Raw genomic sequence first — 17,737 nt, 5'->3', positions numbered from 1 at the left:
CAGGCGCTAGGCGCCAGTGGGGGGGGGCGCGAAGCACCTCAGGGAGTGCAGGTCCTTACCTTGACGTTCTTTTCCTTGGCGTACTTGTCCGCGAATTCCTTGTAGAGCGGATCGACCATGGACTTGTCGGCCTGGTACCAGTCGGAAGTCACCTTGAACTTGGCGCCGTCCCAGGTGGCAATACGCGCCCAGTCGGCGCCCAGGTGGTTTTCGCAGCTGGTCTTGAAGGGGCGGATGATCTTGCCGAAGCCCAGCTCGTTCAGGCGCTCCTGCGTCATGTTCAGGTTCTCCAGGCCCCAGCGCACCTGCTCGGGTGTCATGACCTTGCCCTTGCCGAACTTCTCCTGTGCGGTGCGGATGGCTTCGACCTGCAGCATGGAGATCACCATGCCGCGGGTATGTGCCAGCTGACCCAGCTCCTTGGCGTCCTTGGCAGTGCCCTGGCCCTTGTCGTAGAGCATGGACTTGATGTCGCCATGCACCTTGTCGCTTTCGGCCGTGTTGTGGATGGTCACCGTGTTGTAGCCCTTGGCGCCGGCACCGATGTCCTTGACGTCATGGTCGGAGCCACCCCACCACACGGCATACATCTTCTCGCGCGGGTAGCCCGTGGCCTGTGCCTCACGCACGGCTGTGGGCGTCATTACGCCAGCCGACCATAGCAGCACATAGTCGGGACGGTTCTGGCGAATCTGCAGCCAGGTGGATTTCTGCTCCACACCGGGCGCGGTCACGGGCAGCTTGATCAGCTCAAAGCCGTCCTTGGCAGCGCGCTTTTCCAGCAGCGGAATGGGTTCCTTGCCGTAAGGCGAGTCGTGATAGACGAGGGCAATCTTCTTGCCCTTGAGGCTGCCTTTTTCCTTCTTCAGGATGTCCTGCACGATGGAGTCGGCGGCGGTCCAGTAGTTGCCCAGCAGCGGGAAGTTCCACTCGAAGACCTTGCCGTCCACGGACTGGGACAGGCCATAGCCCGGAGTGACCACCGGCACCTTGTCCCCAGGGGCCTTGTCGGTCACGGCAAAGGTGATGCCGGTGGACTGGGTGTCAAAGCCGGAGGCACCGCCGTCCTTGTTCTTCAGGCGCTCGTAGCATTCCACGCCCTTGGCCGTGTCGTAGGCGGTTTCGCATTCCTCGAACTTGATCTTCACGCCATTGATGCCGCCCTTGGCGTTGACCAGCTTGAGGTAATCCTGCTTGCCGTCCGCCCATGGAATGCCCAGGGGCGCGAACTGCCCTGTGCGATACACCAGCAGGGGCACAAACTGCTCCTGAGCCTGAACGGCCGGCGAAGCCATCAAGGCTCCCATGCCTGCAGCAACAGCAGCGGCAGCAATCGCAACTTTCTTGAACATCATCGACTGTCTCCTTGGGTTTATGGGACGCTGTCCCGGTTGCAGGCACTCTGCGGTGTCTTGAAGAAAAGAATACTGAGGTAGCTCAACGGTCCATGAACCTGCATGACTCGCTGCGCGGCATCGAACAAGGGTGCCGGCTCGCAGCGTTTCAGCAGATGTTTCATGCTCAATGCGGGAACGGCCAGACACGCAGCTTCTGACGGGCCGTGGCCCAGAGCTTGGCCAATCCGTGGGGTTCCACAATCAGGAAGAACACGATGAGCGCACCAAAAATCATGTGCTCGAGATAGGTTGCCGTGGCCGTGGACAGCGGCAGACCCAGCCAGTGGGGCACCTGGTTGAGCAGCAGGGGCAGCAGCACGAAGAAGGCGGCGCCGAAGATGCTGCCCACCACAGAGCCCAGGCCACCGATGATGATCATGAACAGCAGCTGCAGCGAACGATCCAGGCTGAAGGCTGCGGGTTCCCAGGCACCTAGGTGGACAAAGCCCCAGAGCGCACCGGCCACACCGACGATGAAGCTGCTCACAGCAAAGGCCGAGAGCTTGGCGTAGGTGGGGCGGATGCCGATCACGGCAGCCGCCACATCCATGTCGCGCATGGCCATCCATTCACGCCCTACCGAGCTGCGCACCAGATTCTTGGCGGCCAGGCCGAGCAGGCACAGGATTGCCAGGCAGAGCAGGTACTTCTCCATGGGCGTGTCGATGGCCCAGCCCAGAATGGCCAGCGGCTTGGCGCTGACGGAGCCGGACGAGGAGTTGTTCGTCACCCAGGCCGCACGGGTCGCCAGCCAGTCCACAAAGAACTGGGCGGCCAGCGTGGCCACGGCCAGATACAGGCCGCGAATGCGCAGGCTGGGCAGGCCGAACACCACGCCGAACACCATGGCCACCAGGCCGCCGCCTATCAGCGCCACTAGCAAGGGCATGCCTTCGATGCGGGCCTGGAGGTTGTAGGCCGCATAGGCTCCCACTGCCATGAAGGCGGCCGTGCCCAGTGAAATCTGGCCGCAGTAGCCGACGAGGATGTTGAGACCCAGCGCCGCCAGCGACATGATGACAAAGGGAATCAGAATCGCCTGGAAGGTGTAGTCGCTCGCAATGAAGGGGATGGCCAGGAAGGCAAAGGCCAGGATCAGCAAGATGACCCAGCGGTCCTGGGCGACGCCGAAGATCTGCTGGTCTGCCGCATAGCTGGTCTTGAACTGGCCGTTTTCACGATAAAACATCTGTCAGTCCTCCGGCCTTAAACGCGGTCAATGATTTTGTCGCCGAACAGACCCTGGGGCCGTACCAGCAGGAAGCAAAGGGCCAGACCATAGGCAAACCAGGTCTCGATGCCGCCGCCCACCATGGGGCCGATATAGACCTCGGAGAGCTTCTCGCCCACACCAATGATCAGGCCGCCGATGATGGCGCCGGGCAGCGAGGTCAGGCCGCCCAGAATCACCACGGGCAAAGCCTTCAGGGCCACCAGTGACAGCGAATACTGAACGCCCAGCTTGCTGCCCCAGATGATGCCGACGACCAGAGCCACGCCGCCGGCCACCGACCAGACGATGACCCAGATGCGCGACAGCGGAATGCCGATGGACTGCGCGGCCTGGTGATCGTCGGCCACGGCACGCAGGGCGCGCCCGGTCTTGGTTTTCTGAAAGAAGATGCTCAGGCAGATCACCAGGATGGCGGCGATGCAGGCCGCATACAGGTCTTCCAGGCTGATCATCACACCGCCCTGAAACAGGCTGTCCATGATGAAGACGGGGTCCTTGGGCATGCCGACGTCAATCTTGTAGACCTCGCTGCCAAAGACCATGGGGCCCAGGCCGTCGAGCAGATAGGCAATGCCCAGCGTGGCCATCAGCAAGGTGATGGGCTCCTGATTGACCAGATGGCGCAGGGCCAGCCGCTCGATCACCCAGGCCACGCCCACCATCAGCGTCAGAGTGACGACGATGGCCAGCAGGTTGCCAACGACGCCGGGCTCCATGCCCAGCCAGCCGGGAATCCACTGCGAAAAGCGCGCCATGGCCAGGGCCGAAAACAGCACCATGGCTCCTTGCGCAAAGTTGAAGACGCCCGAGGCCTTGAAGATCAGCACGAAGCCGATGGCGATCAGTGCGTACAGCGTGCCCACCATGAGGCCACCGAACAATGTCTCTAAGAAAAATCCCATGACTGCTCCTTCAGTGGCCCGCGCCCAGGTAGGCGCGGATCACGTCTTCGTTGTTGCGTACTTCATCGGGAGCGCCGTCGCCGATCTTCTTGCCGTAGTCCAGCACCACGACACGGTCTGAGATGTCCATGACCACGCCCATGTCGTGTTCGATGAGCACGATGGTGGTGCCGAACTCTTCGTTCACATCGAGGATGAAGCGGCACATGTCCTGCTTCTCTTCCACGTTCATGCCGGCCATGGGTTCGTCCAGCAGCAGCACCTGTGGCTCCATGGCCAGGGCCCGCCCCAGGTCCACGCGCTTTTGCAGGCCGTAGGGCAGCTGCCCCACGGGAGTCTTGCGATAGGCCTGGATTTCGAGGAAGTCGATGATGTGTTCGACGAACTCGCGGTGCTGCATTTCCTCGCGTTGTGCAGGGCCGATGCGCAGGGCCTGCATGAGGATGTTGCTCCTGATTTTGAGGTTGCGGCCGGTCATGATGTTGTCGATCACGCTCATGCCCTTGAACAGCGCCAGGTTCTGGAAGGTGCGTGCGACACCCATCTCGGCTACCTGGCGGCTGTTCATGTGGCTGAAGGTCTGGCCGCGAAAGGTGATGGAGCCCTCGGACGGCGTGTAGACGCCGTTGATGCAGTTGAGCATGGAGCTCTTGCCGGCGCCGTTGGGGCCGATGATGGAGCGTATCTCGTGCTCTTTGACATTGAACGAGATGTCGGTCAATGCCTTGACGCCGCCGAAGCGCAGGCTGATGTTCTTGATATCCAGAATCACGTCGCCGCTGGTTCTTGTAGTCATGAAAATTCCTCTCAGGCGGCAGCCTTGGCCGAAGCCGGGTGGCGCTTGGCGTCGACGATGGTCAGCGTGGCGCTGACGCTGCCGGTGCGACCGTCCTCGAACTTCACCAGGGTTTCGATGAACTGCTGCTGCTTGCCGGTGTAGAGCGCCTCCACCAGCACGCCGTACTTGTCGGCAATGAAGTTGCGGCGCACCTTGCGGGTGCGGGTCAGCTCGTCATCATCGGGGTCCAGCTCCTTGTGCAGCACCAGAAAGCGCGCCACCTGGGTGTCGGCCATGCCGGGTTCGCTGGCCAGATCGGCGTTGACCTTGTCGATGCATTCGGCCACCAGCTCCAGCACCTTGGCCTTGCTGGCCAGGTCCACATAGCCGCCATAGGGCAGGCCCTGACGCTCGGCCCAGTTGCCCACGGCTTCGTAGTCGATGTTGATGAAGGCGCAGACCTCGTCCTTGCCATGACCGAAGCACACGGCCTCCTTGATATGCGGGAAGAACTTGAGCTTGTTTTCTATGTAGTTGGGCGCAAACATGGCGCCGCGGCTGGTCTTGCCCACGTCCTTGGCCCGGTCGATGATGCGCAGCTGGCCGTTGGCGTCGATCACTCCGGCATCGCCGGTATGGAAGTAGCCGCCGGCGTCGATCACCTCGGCCGTGGCATCGGGGCGTTTGTAGTATTCCTTGAGCACGGACACGCCCTTGACCAGCACCTCGCCGTTGTCGGCAATCTTGAGCTCGATGCCCGGCGCCGCCTGGCCCACGCTGGAGAGTTCCACCTGACGGTCGCGCTGCAGGCAGACATAGGCGCAGGTCTCGGTTTGCCCATAGAGCTGCTTGAGGTTGATGCCGATGGAGCGAAAGAAGCGGAACAGCTCCGGTCCGATAGCGGCACCTGCCGTATAGGCCACGCGGATGCGCGACAGACCCATGGCGTTGCGCAGGGGTCCATAGATGAACAGGCTGCCCAGCTGGTATTTGAGGCGATCCAGGGCTGCGACGTTCTTGCCGTCCAGAATGTCCGAGCCTACGCGGCGCGCTACTTCCATGGCCTTGGCATACATCCACTGCTTGAGCGGCGACGCATCCTCCATGCGGATGGAGACCGAGGTCAGCATGCCTTCGAAAATGCGTGGCGGCGCAAAGTAGTAGCTGGGTCCGATTTCGCGCAGATCGATGGCGATGGTCGAGGCGGATTCGGGGCAGTTGATGGTGAAGCCCGCCACCAGCCATTGCGCAAACGAGAACAGATGGTCTCCCACCCAGGCCGGCGGCAGATAGCAGATCACATTGTCCGAAGCATTCAGGCCATCGGTCTGCACGCCGCCACGGGCGGATTCGCCAAAGCTGGCATGGGTCTGGCACACCCCCTTGGGCTTGCCCGTGGTGCCCGAGGTGTAGAGGATGACCGAGACGTCGTCCGGCGAGACGGCCTGGACCATGGCCTCATAGGCTCCCGCGTGCTGTGCATCCCACTCCTTGCCCTTGGCCAGCAGCTCCTCGGTGCTGATAAGCCCTGGCTGCTCGTACTTGCGCAGGCCGCGCGGGTCGTCATAGATGATGTGGCGAATGCCTGGCACGCTCTCGCGCACTTCCAGCAGCTTGTCCACCTGCTCCTGGTTCTCGGCGAAGGCAAACGCAATCTCCGCGTCTTCCATCACAAAGCGCATCTCGGCGGCCACGGCATCCTGGTACAGCGGAATGGGCACGGCGCCGCAAGCCTGCACGGCCAGAAAGCCCATGTAGACATGGGGCCGGTTGTCGCTGATGAAGGCCAGGTTCTGGCCGCGTTCAAGCCCCAGCGCGCGCAGGCCGCAGGCCATGTGGCGCACGGTCAGCGCGGCTTCACGCCAGCTCCAGCTCTGCCAGATGCCGTATTCCTTCTCGCGCAGGGCGGGCGCATCGGGGCGTTCTGTCGCGTGCTTGAGCAGCAGTTGCGGGAACGTGGTTGTCATGCCTGATCCTCTTGGTTGGGGGCGGAGCCGCAGCGGCTACCCTTCACGAAAGTCTTGCAGGCATGCTATGGGTGACTTTGACGTCAGGATGTCTGTTTGACGACAATTTGAGGGAAAGTCTGCATAGTGGAAATCCGCTGTAACAAATGCTGCTGAAAATGGCGCATTTGCTGCCTCGTGGAAATCCCGCTGTTGCGCCAGCGCGGCTTTGGCAATGCTGCTGGGCATGAGTCAAGAACTGTCCCTGCACCAAAGGCGGCGCAAGCCTTTGAGCTCAGAACTCGATGGCATTCCCTGGTGGCCTGTCCTGCTACCGCTGGAGCGTGAAAATGTGGCGCGCGTGCTGCTTGTCGGCGATGCCGAGCCCGGTGACTATGTCTGCCGCACCGGTCGCCCGCCCACCTACTGGTTTGGGGTGGTCGACGGCCTGCTCAAGATGAACACCGAAAGCGCCGACGGCGTCAGCATGACGCTTGCCGGTCTGCCGCCCGGTGGCTGGTTCGGCGAAGGCACGGTCATCAAGCGCGAGCCCTATCGCTACAACGTTCAGGCCATCCGCAGGAGCGTGGTGGGCGGTCTGCCCATAGACATGTTCCACTGGCTGCTCGACCACTCCATAGGCTTTAACCGGTTTGTGATGAATCAGCTCAACGAGCGACTGGGGCAGTTCATCGCGGCGCGCGAGATCGACCGCATGAGCAATCCCGATCTGCGCGTGGCGCGCACCCTGGCCGCCTTGTTCAACCCCTTGCTCTACCCCGGTGTGGGGCAGATTCTGCGCATCACCCAGCAGGAGCTGGCCAATCTGGTTGGCCTGTCGCGCCAGCGTGTGAACGAGGCCTTGTCCGTGCTGCAGCGCGAGCGCGTGATCCAGATCGAATATGGCGGCCTGCGCGTGCTGGACCTGGAGGCGCTACGTCATGGCGAGTTCTGCGCGTCGCGCAAGGCGCTTGCCTGAGGCCCGTCCTATAACCTAGCCCCGCGCTGGAATTGTGGATAACTCTCGCCTCGCGCCCGCGCGTCGCGAGACAATTACGCCCAAATGTCAGTCAAACCTCCTAAAGAGTCCGGCGCCCCAGGTTCCGGCAATTCCTCCGCGCCCTCCGATGCATCGTCGGCGCGCCCTGTTTTGCGTGCACCGGCCAAGCCTGCCAAGGCGGAAAAGCCGGCGGCAGCCCGTGGCCCCCGGCCCGCAGGCGGCTCCGATCGCGGCCCGCGCGGCGAAGGCGCTCGCGGTGAGCGTGGCGCACGCCCTCAGCGTGAGCGCGACGAGCGCCCCCGCGCTTCCGGTTTTGGGCGCCCCGATGGCGGCCGTCCTGCTCGTGACGACGGCGAACGCCGTGGCGGTTTCTCGCAGCGTGACGAGCGGCGTCCCCGCGCTGATCGAGATGACCGCTTTGCCGAAGGCGGCGAGCGTCGCTTTGGCGGCGGTGATCGTGGCTTCAGGCCCTACGGCGAGTCGCGTGATGGTGATCGCGGTGACGAGCGCCGTGAGTTCCGTCCCCGTGACGACCGCCGTGATGACCGTCCGCAAGACGGCCGTGACTTTGGTGACCGTCCACGTTCGTCCGGTTTTGGCCGCTCCGACCAGGGCCGCTTCGAGCGCTCCGAAGGCGCCGAGCGACGCGAATTCCGTCCGCGTGACGACCGCCGTGATGACCGTCCGCAAGGCGGCCGTGACTTTGGTGATCGCCCACGTTCGTCCGGTTTTGGTCGCTCCGACCAGGGCCGCTTTGAGCGCTCCGAAGGCGCAGAGCGACGCGAATTCCGTCCGCGTGACGACCGCCGTGATGACCGTCCGCAAGGCGGCCGTGACTTTGGTGATCGTCCACGTTCGACCGGTTTTGGCCGTCCTGACCAGGGCCGTTTTGAGCGCTCCGAAGGTGGCGAGCGCCGTGAATTCCGTCCTCGTGACGGCGACCGTCGTGGCGGTGATCGCTTTGAAGGCCGCCGTGATGAACGTCCTCAAGGCCGTGACTTTGGTGACCGTCCGCAAAACCGTGGTTCCGGTCGCCCAGATCGCGCCGAAGGTGGCGAACGCCGCGAATACCAGCCCCGTGATGGCGAGCGCCGTGGTGGCGATCGCCCGCAAGGCCGCGACTTTGGTGATCGTCCGCAGAACCGTGGCTATGGTGACCGTCCCGAAGGCCGCTCCTTTGATCGTGGTGACCGTCGCGGTGATGACCGCCGCAACGACGAGCGCCGTGGCGAACGCCGCGACGAGCGTGGTGGCGAGCCTGAAAAGCGTCATATCCCCGGCTCGTTTGTGTCGGAGGCGACACGCCGTCCCACGACCGGTATCCGCACCTACCGTCCCGCTGCCGATGGCTCGGACCGAGCAATTCCCGTCAAGCGGGCTCCCGAAGCCGAAGCGCGCCAGGACGACCGTCCCGGAGCTGTGCGCATCAACAAGCGCATTGCCGATATGGGCCTGTGCTCGCGTCGCGAAGCCGATGAGTGGGTGGAGAACGGCTGGGTCACGGTCAACGGCGAAGTCGCAACCATGGGCCAGAACGTGGTGCCCGGCGACAGGATCGAGATCGACCAGAAGGCTCAGGACCGCCAGGACCAGCAGGTCACTATCTTGCTGAACAAACCCATGGGCTATGTCAGCGGCCAGGCCGAGGACGGCCATGAGCCCGCCGTGGTGCTGATCACCAACGAGAACCGCTGGAACGAAGACCGTAGCAAGACGCGCTTCAACTTCAGCCAGCTCAAGGGCCTGGCTCCCTGCGGCCGTCTGGACATCGATTCGGTGGGGCTGCTGGTGCTGACGCAGGACGGCCGCGTGGCACGCCAGATCATTGGCGAAGACTCGGAAGTCGACAAGGAATATCTGGTGCGCGTGACCTTTGGCGACCGCGACGTGGATGTGCAGTCCGTCTTCCCCGAAGAGAAACTGGCTCTGCTGCGCCACGGCCTGTCGCTGGACGAGCAGCCGCTCAAGCCGGCCCAGGTGGACTGGCAGAACCCCGAGCAACTGCGCTTTGTGCTGACCGAAGGCAAGAAGCGCCAGATTCGCCGTATGTGCGAGCAGGTCGGCCTCAAGGTCGTGGGCCTGAAGCGCATCCGCATCGGCGGCGTGACCCTGGGCAATCTGCCCACCGGTCAATGGCGCTATCTGGCTGCACATGAAAGCTTTTGATACCCCCTGAGCGGCTCCGCCGCTTCCCCCAAGGGGGACGGGCAGCTTCGCCGCAAGGCGGCTTTTGCTCGCTGCCCCTCAGGCAAGGGTGACGCCATTTTTCAGTGGAAATGGCATCTATCCCTTTGCTGATAAGCGCAAGTAGCTATTCTTTTTGAATCAGTGCTTGCGCTTTTTTCATGTGCAGGCCAAAGCCCTTGAAATCGGCAGGGCTGTCCCAAATTAACAAAGCGCATCGCTTCTGGCGATAAATTTTTGCGGTTTTCCAGAAACTCATAGAACGCTCATGACAAAGCAAACCCATTCCTTCCAGGCCGAAGTGGCCCAACTGCTGCACCTGGTTACGCATTCGCTGTATTCCAACCAGGAAATCTTCCTGCGCGAGCTGATCTCCAATGCTTCGGATGCTTGCGACAAGCTGCGCTTTGAAGCGCTGGGCGACGCCAGCCTCTACGGCGATCAGCCCGAGCTGGAAGTGCGCGTTTCCTTTGACAAGGCTGCTCGCACGCTGACCATCACCGATACCGGCATCGGCATGAGCGAGCAGGAAGCCATTGACAATCTGGGCACGATTGCCAAGAGCGGTACCAAGGCTTTCATGGAAAAGCTCAGCGGCGACCAGAAGGCCGACTCGCAGCTGATCGGCCAGTTCGGCGTGGGCTTCTACTCGGGCTTCATCGTGGCCGACAAGATCACCGTGGAAACCCGCCGTGCCGGTGCGCCGGCATCGGCCGGCGTGCGCTGGATCAGCGGCGGCACCGGCGACTTCGAGATCGAGCAGATCGAACGCGCCCAGCGCGGCACCAGCATCATCCTGCACCTGCGTGACGACGCCGAGGAGTTTCTCAACGGTTACAAGCTCAAGCAGGTCATCTCCAAATACTCCGACCACATCAGCCTGCCCATCCTGATGGAAAAGGAAGAATGGAAGGAAGGCGAGAACGATCAGCCCGGCGAGATGGTCAAGACCGGCGAATGGGAAACCGTGAACAAGGCCAGCGCCCTGTGGACCCGCGCCAAGAAGGACATCACGGAAGAGCAGTACAAGGAGTTCTACAAGGCCATCAGCCATGACTTCGAGGACCCGCTGACCTGGAGCCACAACCGCGTCGAAGGCAATACCGAGTACACGCAGCTGCTCTATATCCCCGCCAAGGCCCCGTTCGACCTGTACCAGCGTGACAAGCACGCCGGCATCAAGCTCTATGTGAAGCGCGTCTTCATCATGGACGATGCCGAGGCGCTGATGCCCCAGTACTTGCGCTTTGTGAAGGGCGTGATCGACTCCGCCGATCTGCCGCTGAACGTGAGCCGCGAGCTGCTGCAGGAAAGCCGCGATGTGCGCCTGATCCGCGACGGCTCGGCCAAGCGCGTGCTTTCGATGCTGGAAGACCTGGCACGGCATGACAGGCATGAAGCCGCAGCTGAGGCTGCCGATGGCGTGCAGGATGTCGTCAGCGAAGAGGACAAGGCCAAGGAAGGCAAGTTCACGCAGTTCTACAACGAGTTCGGCGCCGTGCTCAAGGAAGGCCTGGGCGAGGACTTCGGCAACAAGGAGCGCATTGCCAAGCTGCTGCGTTTCGCCACCACCACGCATGAAGGTCTGAACACCTCGTTTGCCGACTACAAGGCTCGCATGAAGGAGGGTCAGGACGCGATCTACTACATCACGGCCGACACCCTGGCTGCGGCCAAGAACAGCCCGCAGCTCGAAGTGTTCAAGAAGAAGGGCATCGAAGTCCTGCTGATGACCGATCGCGTGGATGAGTGGGCGCTCAACTATCTGCACGACTTTGACGGCACGCCGCTGCAGTCCGTGGCCAAGGGTGCCGTGGATCTGGGCAAGCTGCAGAACGAGGAAGAGAAGAAGGCCGCCGAGGAAGCCGCCGAAGCCTTCAAGCCCGTGCTGGCCAAGCTCAAGGAAGCACTCAAGGACCGTGCTGAAGACGTGCGCGCCACCAGCCGCCTAGTCGACTCGCCCGCCTGTCTGGTGGTCAGCGACGGCGGCATGAGCCTGCAACTGGCCCGCCTGCTCAAGCAGGCCGGCCAGGCCGCGCCCGAGTCCAAGCCGGTGCTGGAAGTGAACCCCGATCACGCCCTGGTCAAGAAGCTGGACGGCTCCGTCCACTTCAACGATCTGGCCCAGATTTTGTTCGACCAGGCCGTGCTGGCTGAAGGCGGGATGCCCGAGGATCCGGCTGCTTACGTCAAGCGTGTGAACGCGCTGCTGGCCTGAGCGGTTCGTTCTCCCCGATAAAAATCCCCGCAGAGTGGTGGCCCTGCGGGGATTTTTTTTATGATTCCTCGCTGTATCGCTTATGGGTAGGTCGCTACCAGCTATAAAAATTGATTAGTTGCGTGAACGTGCCAGCAGGCTGCGATCCCAGAGCACCATAGCCAGGGTGAGCAGGCCCAGCAGGCCGCCCATGAGACTGGTGCCGGTCCAGCCATGTGCCAGCCAGGCCCACGAGCCCAGTGCCGAGCCGAGGGAGGCTCCGAGAAAGTACGTGGTCATATAGACGGCATTGATGCGCGATCTGGCCTCGGGCGCCAATGCATAGACCACGTTCTGGTTGCTGATGTGCAGGGCCTGCAGGGCGCCGTCGACCACCAGCAGACCGAGCAGAAACCACCAGATGCTGCTGCCGCCCAGCCACAGGCACAGCCAGCCCAGCAGCATCAGAATGGCGCCGGCCAGTGTGGCGGACTGCTCCAGTCCCTTGTCGGCCATGCGTCCGGCCACATTGGCCATCAGTGCGCCGGCAATGCCCACGATGCCGATCAGGCCGATCATCAGGTCCGATAGTTCAAAGCCCGGCCCGGCCAGCAGCAGCGCCATGGTGGAGAACAGCACGCTCACGGTGGCAAAGCCGGTGCCGCCAATCAGCGCACGGCTGCGCAGGCGCGGATGCCGGCGCAGCAAGTCTCCCAGAGACTTCATGACTTCGCCATAGCTGACGGGAGCGGCGGGAGCCGCCTTGGGCAGGGCCCGTGCCAGCAGCACGGCCATGAAGGCGGTGCTGCTGGCCCCCACCCAGTAGACGGTGCTCCAGCCGCCCGGATCGGACAGAATCCCCGCCACGCTGCGCGAGGCCAGAATGCCGATCAGCAGGCCGCTCATGACCAGGCCGACGGCACGCCCGCTGGCGCCAGGGGCGGCAAAGGTGGCGGCCATGGGCACCAGCACCTGGGCAGCCACCGAGAACACGCCGGCCATCAGGGTGCCGGCGGCGAGCAGCGCGAAGCTGCCCGCCAGACCGCTGATGCCCGACAGCAGCATGCCGCAGGCGGCCAGCAGCATCAGGATCAGAACCAGGCGGCGGCGCTCCAGCATATCGCCCAGCGGCACCAGAAACAGCAGTCCCAGGCCATAGGAGACCTGGGCCATGGTCACGGTGCTGGAGGCCTGGGCATCGCTGATTTGCAGATGCTGGACCATGGAGTTGAGCAAGGGCTGATTGAAATAATTGGCTCCGGCGCACAGGCCGCAGGCCGTAGCCATGAGCAGCAGGGTGGTTCTGGAGAGGACTGGGGTGGCCGCTGGTGTTGTGGTTTTCATGAGGCGCTCAGGTGCAGGGTCAGGCGGCAATGGCGGCTTGGGCGTCCATCGCCATGGACAGGGCCGCCGTGGCCTCCACCTCGATCAGCATGCCGGGCAGGGCCAGCTTGGGCACGGGAATCAGCGTGCAGGCCGGAAAGCGCGGCCGCCTGTCGCCGGGCTCGCCGCTGCCCCAATGCTCTCTCACGGCGCTTTGCCAGTGCTCGAAGCGCTCCAGCGAATGATCGACGATAAGCACGGTGAGCTTGAGCACATGGCCCATGTCCGCGCCACCGGCGGCCAGGGCGGTCCTGATGTTGGCAAGAGCCTGCGCAGCCTGCAGGGCAAAGCTGTCTGGCAGCTCGGCCAGGGCGTTTTCTCCGCCCTGGCCCGAGACGAAGAGCCAGCGCAGCGGCTCCTGAACGGAGACCACATGGGTGTAGCCATTGGGCAGGCTGTCGTAGAGACCGGCGGGCTGCAGATAGCGCGGTTGCGGTGAAGGGGCTTGGGCAATGAAACTGGGCTTGGCGTCCATGAAAGTCTTTCAGGCAAGGCTTGTCCGGCAGGGCCCGCCAGCAGCAGGCCTTTGTTCCGGAAGCCGCTGGAATTGTTCAACCTCAACTAAGCTTGAGGTCAAGAGGTTTGTATGACCACACAGGATTGCGGTCATGGCGGCCAGACAGGGACAACGGGAAAGCAGCGGGAGATGACGGTGAAGTGTGAAGAGACCGGCGATATGAATGGATGCGGAAACGGCCTGGTGGCCGAGGTTGAGGGAATGCCGGATCTCAGTGTGGGAGAGGTCGCCAGCCGCAGCGGGGTGGCGGTATCGGCCCTGCATTTCTATGAGAAGCAGGGCTTGATCGAGAGTGCGCGCACTGCGGGCAACCAGCGCCGCTATGCGCGAGCGGTGCTGAGACGGGTGGCCGTGATCAAGGTGGCTCAGCGCATGGGCGTGCCCCTGGCCGAGATCGCGCAGGCACTGGCCCATCTGCCGGCCAACCGCGTACCCGGCAAGGCCGACTGGAGTCGCCTGTCCTTGCACTGGCAGGCACAGCTCGATGCACGCATTGCCATGCTGACCCTGCTCAGGGATCAGCTCGACTCCTGCATAGGCTGCGGCTGCCTGTCTCTGCAGGCCTGCCCGCTGCGCAACGACCATGATTGTCTGGCGGCGCAAGGGGCCGGCCCGCATTTTAGATAGCCGCGTTCACTGGCGCGGAACGGGCAGCACGCGTGCCCGTGCGCTGATGACGCCCAGCAGTGCCGACAGCAGGCCCAGGCAGGCACAAAAGGCTATCAGTGCGCCCGTCAGACCGATATGGTCGGACAGCCAGCCCATGCCCAGGATGGGGACGATGGTGCCTACATAGCCCACGACCAGATAGGTGGACAGCAGGCCCGTGCGGTTGACGGGCTTGGAGACCTTGTTGACCACGGCCATGCCCGACAGATTGCACAGTGCATGACCGCAGGACATGCTCAGCACACTCAGTGCGAACAGCCATGGCGAGCCGGCAAACAGATTGAGAACCAGCAGGGCATTGGTCGCCGCCAGGGCGAAGAAGCCGATGATGATCAGCCGCTTGGTGGGGTAGGGCCGGGCGATGAGCTGGATGCCGGCCGACAGAAACAGGATGACGCCGATGGACAGGCCCGAGACCGCAGGTCCATGCCAGGGCAGCATCTGGGCCATGAAGCTGGGGGCCATGGCGGCAAACAGGCTGAACATGCCGAAGGCGGAAAACGCCGCCATGCAGCCCAGCGCATAGTGGTAGATAAAGGGCTTGCGCGGCTGGGAGATGCTGGGAAGAACATCTTTCAGCGTCAGGCCGGGCGCGCTGTGGACGGGCGCAGTGGTCGCCGGTAGCTGGATCCTGAACAGCGCATGGATGCCCAGAAAGCTCAGTGCGATGGGCGGCAGATAGCTGCTGACCAGGGGGAATGGCACCCATTGCGCCATCAGGCCGCCCACCACGGGCCCCAGGCCGAAGCCGAAGGCAATCGTCAGGCTGGTGGTTGCAGCCGCACGCTGCAGGTCCCCCTTGTTATTGAGCTGTGTCATGCCTATGGAGGCCGAGGTGGTGATCAACCCCGAGGCCAGGCCGATGATGAAGCGGGAGGCACCCAGGCTCCAGGTATTCCAGGACAGGGCAGAGCCGATGACGCCCACGGTCATCACCATCAGTCCCAGGCGCAGCACTTTGAGAAAACCGAAGAGGTTGGTCAGACGGCCCAGAAACAGCAGGCTGATCAAGGCGCCCAGCATATAGGTCACGAAAATCTGCGTGATATGGCTGGGCTGCAGATCCCAGGCCTGCTGGTAGAGCGGGTAGAGCGGGCTGGCAAGCGCTGTTCCCATGACGCCGACGCACATGGAAAAGCACACCCAGGCATAGGGACTCAGACGGGATTGCATTGGGAAAGCATGGGTGGAGCAGTCATCCGCATGTCCGGTGTGGGCAAGTCGGCTTGACCTAGAATTATTAAAAATGACTAATTGGTCAATTTTATGAATTCTAGAAAAGGATTTCAGCGCATGGCGGATGGCGCAGCGGCTGCCCCTTGCGCAGACCCGGATATCGGCCCGCAGGCAAAGCGTCAGCGGCGCACGCGCGGCCCGAGTCTGGACAAGACGGCGCAGACGCGTCAGCAGATTGCCGAGGCCGCACTGGCCGAGTTCGTGGAGTGCGGCGTGGCCCGCAGCACCATGGAGCGCATTGCCTGTCGCGCGCAGGTGGCCAAGGGCACGCTGTATCTCTACTACCCGTCCAAGGACGAGCTGCTGCGAGGCGTGGTGGAGCACGCGCTGCGGCATTCGGCCGTCTATCAGCCGCTCCGGCGCCGCAAGGGCGAAACGGTGCGCGCCTTTCTGCGCCGCAGTCTGCTGCCGACGCTGGAGGCCGTGGACAGCAGCGAGCGCGGCATGCTGGCGCGTCTGGTTCTCAGCGAGGCACGGCATGCGCCCGAGCTTGCCAGACTGTACAAAGAGCTGGCTTTTGATGCCTGGCAGAACTATGTGCAGGATCTGCTGGCACTGGCCGTGAAAGAGGGGGAGCTCAGGACCCGCTCGGTCAGCCGCAGTGCCCAGTTGCTGGCCAGCCCGTTCTGGATGGCGCTGGTGCACAACAACCTGCTGGCCTCTGAGGGCTCGCAGAAGCTGGCCCTCAAGCCGCTGGTCGAGCTACTGATTGATAACCTTTTTGCGGGCACGGCCGGTGACAATGTGGCTGTTCAACGTCAGTGAGATGAATTCCATGCCAGTCACCATCAAGCCCGGTCATCACAGAATCCTGAGCACGGTCTGCGCCGCCGCTCTGGTGCTGGCCTTGCCCGCCTGCGGATCCGTCGGGGCCGGAGTGGGCGTCGGGATTCCGGTGGGCCCGTTTTCCGTGGGCGTGGGTCTGGGCAGCGGCGGTCTCAGCGCAGGCGTCGGCACGGGTGTCGGGCCTGTCGGTGTGGGCGTAGGCGTCAACCAGCGCGGGCAGGTGCTGGGCAGTGCTGGCGTCGGCGCGTCCACCGGCGTGGGTGGTGCCAGCGTGGGTGTCGGGGTGGGATCCTCCACCGTGCTGCATGACCCCAATCGCCCGCAGGCGCCAGAGGTGCAGCCCGTGCCGCCCGCTGCCCCCGCGCAGAGCAGCGATGCCGTGCAATGGCGCGATGCACGCGGACAGCTCGTGCCGGAATGCCGTTTGCAGGGGCGCTGCTAGCTCTTTGCAGGCATGGACCGCCCTAGGCGTAGAGCGGCTCCAGCTGCATGGCTTCGATCTGTTCGTTCAGCATGTCCACCTGGCCCTGCCAGTAGTCGGTGCTGCCGAACCAGGGGAAGTTGATGGCAAAGATCGGGTCCTGCCAGCGGCGCGCCAGCCAGGCGCTGTAATGCAGCAGGCGCAGGGTGCGCAGAGGCTCGATCAACGCCAGCTCGCGCCGGTCGAAGCTGCGGAACTGCTCATAACCCTCGAGCAGGGCCGACAGCTGCTGGGTCTGCTGGCCTCGGTCGCCCGAGAGCAGCATCCACAGATCCTGCACGGCGGGGCCGCTGCGTGCATCGTCCAGATCGACAAAATGCGGGCCGCCATGGCCTTCGTCATCCAGAGGCGTCCAGAGAATGTTTCCCGGGTGGCAGTCGCCATGCAGGCGAATCTGCGTCGCAGAATGCAAGCAAAAATGGCCTGCAGCGCTTAATCCATCAGCGGATGGCGCTATCAATGAAAGAGCTTTGTCGCAAGCCTGCTGCCAGCGGCTGCGTACTTCGAGCGCGACGACCTCATGTTCGAGAAGATAGTGCATGGATTCGTAGCCAAAGCTTTTCAGGTTCAGCGCCGGGCGATGGGTGAAGGGCTGGGCGGCCCCCACGGTGTGGATGCGGGCCAGAAAACGGCCTATCCATTCCAGCACCTCCCAGTCGTCGAGCTCGGGGCGGCGCCCGCCGCGCCAGGGGCTGATGTTGAACAGAAAGCCCGCATGCTCATGCACGGTCTGCCCTTGCAGCGCCAGCGGTGCCACCACGGGAACTTCGCCAGCCGCCAGCTCCTGGGAGAAGGCATGTTCTTCCTCGATCTGGGCGCGGCTCCATCGGCCTGGACGGTAGAACTTGGCGACGACCTTGTCGCCCTCGTCCTGGTGGGCCAGATAGACGCGGTTTTCATAGGAGCTCAGCGCCGTCAGCCGTCCGTCCGGCACAAGGCCCGTGCTGCACAGCGCATCGATCACGCAATCGGGCGTGAGGTCCGCATAGGGGTGAGAGGGGTCTTGGGTATCGCTCATCCTCGCATT

Annotated in this window: 16 protein-coding genes; 6 read left to right on the top strand and 10 right to left on the bottom strand. The window is 63.2% G+C overall.

Going from position 1 to position 17,737, the window contains the following annotated elements:
* Window positions 1–38 precede the first annotated feature (38 nt).
* From O987_RS24770 to O987_RS24750, 5 genes are all read right to left on the bottom strand, one after another.
* On the bottom strand, window positions 39–1,355 hold the full coding sequence (locus tag O987_RS24770) for an ABC transporter substrate-binding protein (protein ID WP_043375399.1): 1,317 nt from the start codon (window positions 1,353–1,355) through the stop codon (window positions 39–41).
* Between the two features lie 166 nt (window positions 1,356–1,521).
* Window positions 1,522–2,586 carry a branched-chain amino acid ABC transporter permease gene (locus tag O987_RS24765; protein WP_003050783.1) on the bottom strand — a complete coding sequence of 355 codons (1,065 nt, stop codon included), beginning with the start codon at window positions 2,584–2,586 and terminating at the stop codon, window positions 1,522–1,524.
* Between the two features lie 17 nt (window positions 2,587–2,603).
* Complete coding sequence (locus O987_RS24760) at window positions 2,604–3,533, bottom strand: branched-chain amino acid ABC transporter permease (protein WP_003050785.1); 930 nt, start codon at window positions 3,531–3,533, stop codon at window positions 2,604–2,606.
* 10 nt (window positions 3,534–3,543) lie between these two features.
* Window positions 3,544–4,329: an ABC transporter ATP-binding protein gene (locus O987_RS24755; protein WP_003050788.1), complete on the bottom strand. Its 786-nt coding sequence runs from the start codon at window positions 4,327–4,329 to the stop codon at window positions 3,544–3,546.
* Between the two features lie 11 nt (window positions 4,330–4,340).
* Entirely contained in the window at window positions 4,341–6,278 is a 1,938-nt protein-coding gene (locus O987_RS24750; protein ID WP_043375396.1) for an AMP-dependent synthetase/ligase, read from the bottom strand.
* A 226-nt stretch (window positions 6,279–6,504) separates the two neighbouring features.
* On the opposite strand from O987_RS24750, the gene O987_RS24745 reads away from it, so the two are divergent.
* Both O987_RS24745 and O987_RS29615 read left to right on the top strand, forming a co-directional pair.
* Window positions 6,505–7,236 (top strand): Crp/Fnr family transcriptional regulator, encoded by a 732-nt coding sequence (locus O987_RS24745; RefSeq protein WP_029158367.1) that lies wholly within the window; start codon window positions 6,505–6,507, stop codon window positions 7,234–7,236.
* Between the two features lie 84 nt (window positions 7,237–7,320).
* Entirely contained in the window at window positions 7,321–9,423 is a 2,103-nt protein-coding gene (locus O987_RS29615) for a pseudouridine synthase (protein WP_235214213.1), read from the top strand.
* Between the two features lie 145 nt (window positions 9,424–9,568).
* Here the strand turns inward: O987_RS29615 and O987_RS29725 are convergent, their stop codons facing one another.
* On the bottom strand, window positions 9,569–9,700 hold the full coding sequence (locus O987_RS29725; RefSeq protein WP_255265001.1) for a hypothetical protein: 132 nt from the start codon (window positions 9,698–9,700) through the stop codon (window positions 9,569–9,571).
* A 9-nt stretch (window positions 9,701–9,709) separates the two neighbouring features.
* Between O987_RS29725 and htpG the strand changes: the two genes are divergently transcribed.
* Window positions 9,710–11,659: a molecular chaperone HtpG gene (gene htpG / locus O987_RS24725; protein WP_003050796.1), complete on the top strand. Its 1,950-nt coding sequence runs from the start codon at window positions 9,710–9,712 to the stop codon at window positions 11,657–11,659.
* 114 nt (window positions 11,660–11,773) lie between these two features.
* On the opposite strand, the gene O987_RS24720 is transcribed toward htpG, so the two are convergent.
* On the bottom strand, window positions 11,774–12,982 hold the full coding sequence (locus O987_RS24720) for an MFS transporter (protein ID WP_051962256.1): 1,209 nt from the start codon (window positions 12,980–12,982) through the stop codon (window positions 11,774–11,776).
* 19 nt (window positions 12,983–13,001) lie between these two features.
* Window positions 13,002–13,496 (bottom strand): RidA family protein, encoded by a 495-nt coding sequence (locus O987_RS24715; protein ID WP_043375391.1) that lies wholly within the window; start codon window positions 13,494–13,496, stop codon window positions 13,002–13,004.
* Between the two features lie 201 nt (window positions 13,497–13,697).
* On the opposite strand from O987_RS24715, the gene soxR reads away from it, so the two are divergent.
* Window positions 13,698–14,165, top strand: coding sequence for a redox-sensitive transcriptional activator SoxR (gene soxR / locus O987_RS24710; protein ID WP_034399339.1), 468 nt, complete (start codon window positions 13,698–13,700; stop codon window positions 14,163–14,165).
* Between the two features lie 6 nt (window positions 14,166–14,171).
* On the opposite strand, the gene O987_RS24705 is transcribed toward soxR, so the two are convergent.
* Window positions 14,172–15,380, bottom strand: a complete 1,209-nt coding sequence (locus O987_RS24705) for an MFS transporter (protein WP_080731605.1) — start codon at window positions 15,378–15,380, stop codon at window positions 14,172–14,174.
* A gap of 120 nt (window positions 15,381–15,500) precedes the next feature.
* On the opposite strand from O987_RS24705, the gene O987_RS24700 reads away from it, so the two are divergent.
* Both O987_RS24700 and O987_RS24695 read left to right on the top strand, forming a co-directional pair.
* Complete coding sequence (locus tag O987_RS24700) at window positions 15,501–16,208, top strand: TetR/AcrR family transcriptional regulator (RefSeq protein ID WP_003050806.1); 708 nt, start codon at window positions 15,501–15,503, stop codon at window positions 16,206–16,208.
* A 1-nt stretch (window position 16,209) separates the two neighbouring features.
* The gene (locus O987_RS24695; protein ID WP_029158364.1) at window positions 16,210–16,671 is read left to right on the top strand and encodes a hypothetical protein; all 462 of its coding nucleotides are present in this window, start codon (window positions 16,210–16,212) and stop codon (window positions 16,669–16,671) included.
* A 22-nt stretch (window positions 16,672–16,693) separates the two neighbouring features.
* Here O987_RS24695 and O987_RS24690 read toward each other — a convergent pair whose 3' ends face one another.
* A complete protein-coding gene (locus O987_RS24690; RefSeq protein WP_043375388.1) occupies window positions 16,694–17,728 on the bottom strand; it encodes a serine/threonine protein kinase in 1,035 nt (344 codons plus the stop codon).
* Window positions 17,729–17,737: the final 9 nt, after the last annotated feature.

The sequence above is a fragment of the Comamonas testosteroni TK102 genome, from assembly GCF_000739375.1.
Lineage (GTDB): Bacteria > Pseudomonadota > Gammaproteobacteria > Burkholderiales > Burkholderiaceae_C > Comamonas > Comamonas brasiliensis.
Note: the sequence above shows the minus strand (reverse complement) of the source record. Positions and strands in the feature narration are given on the sequence as shown.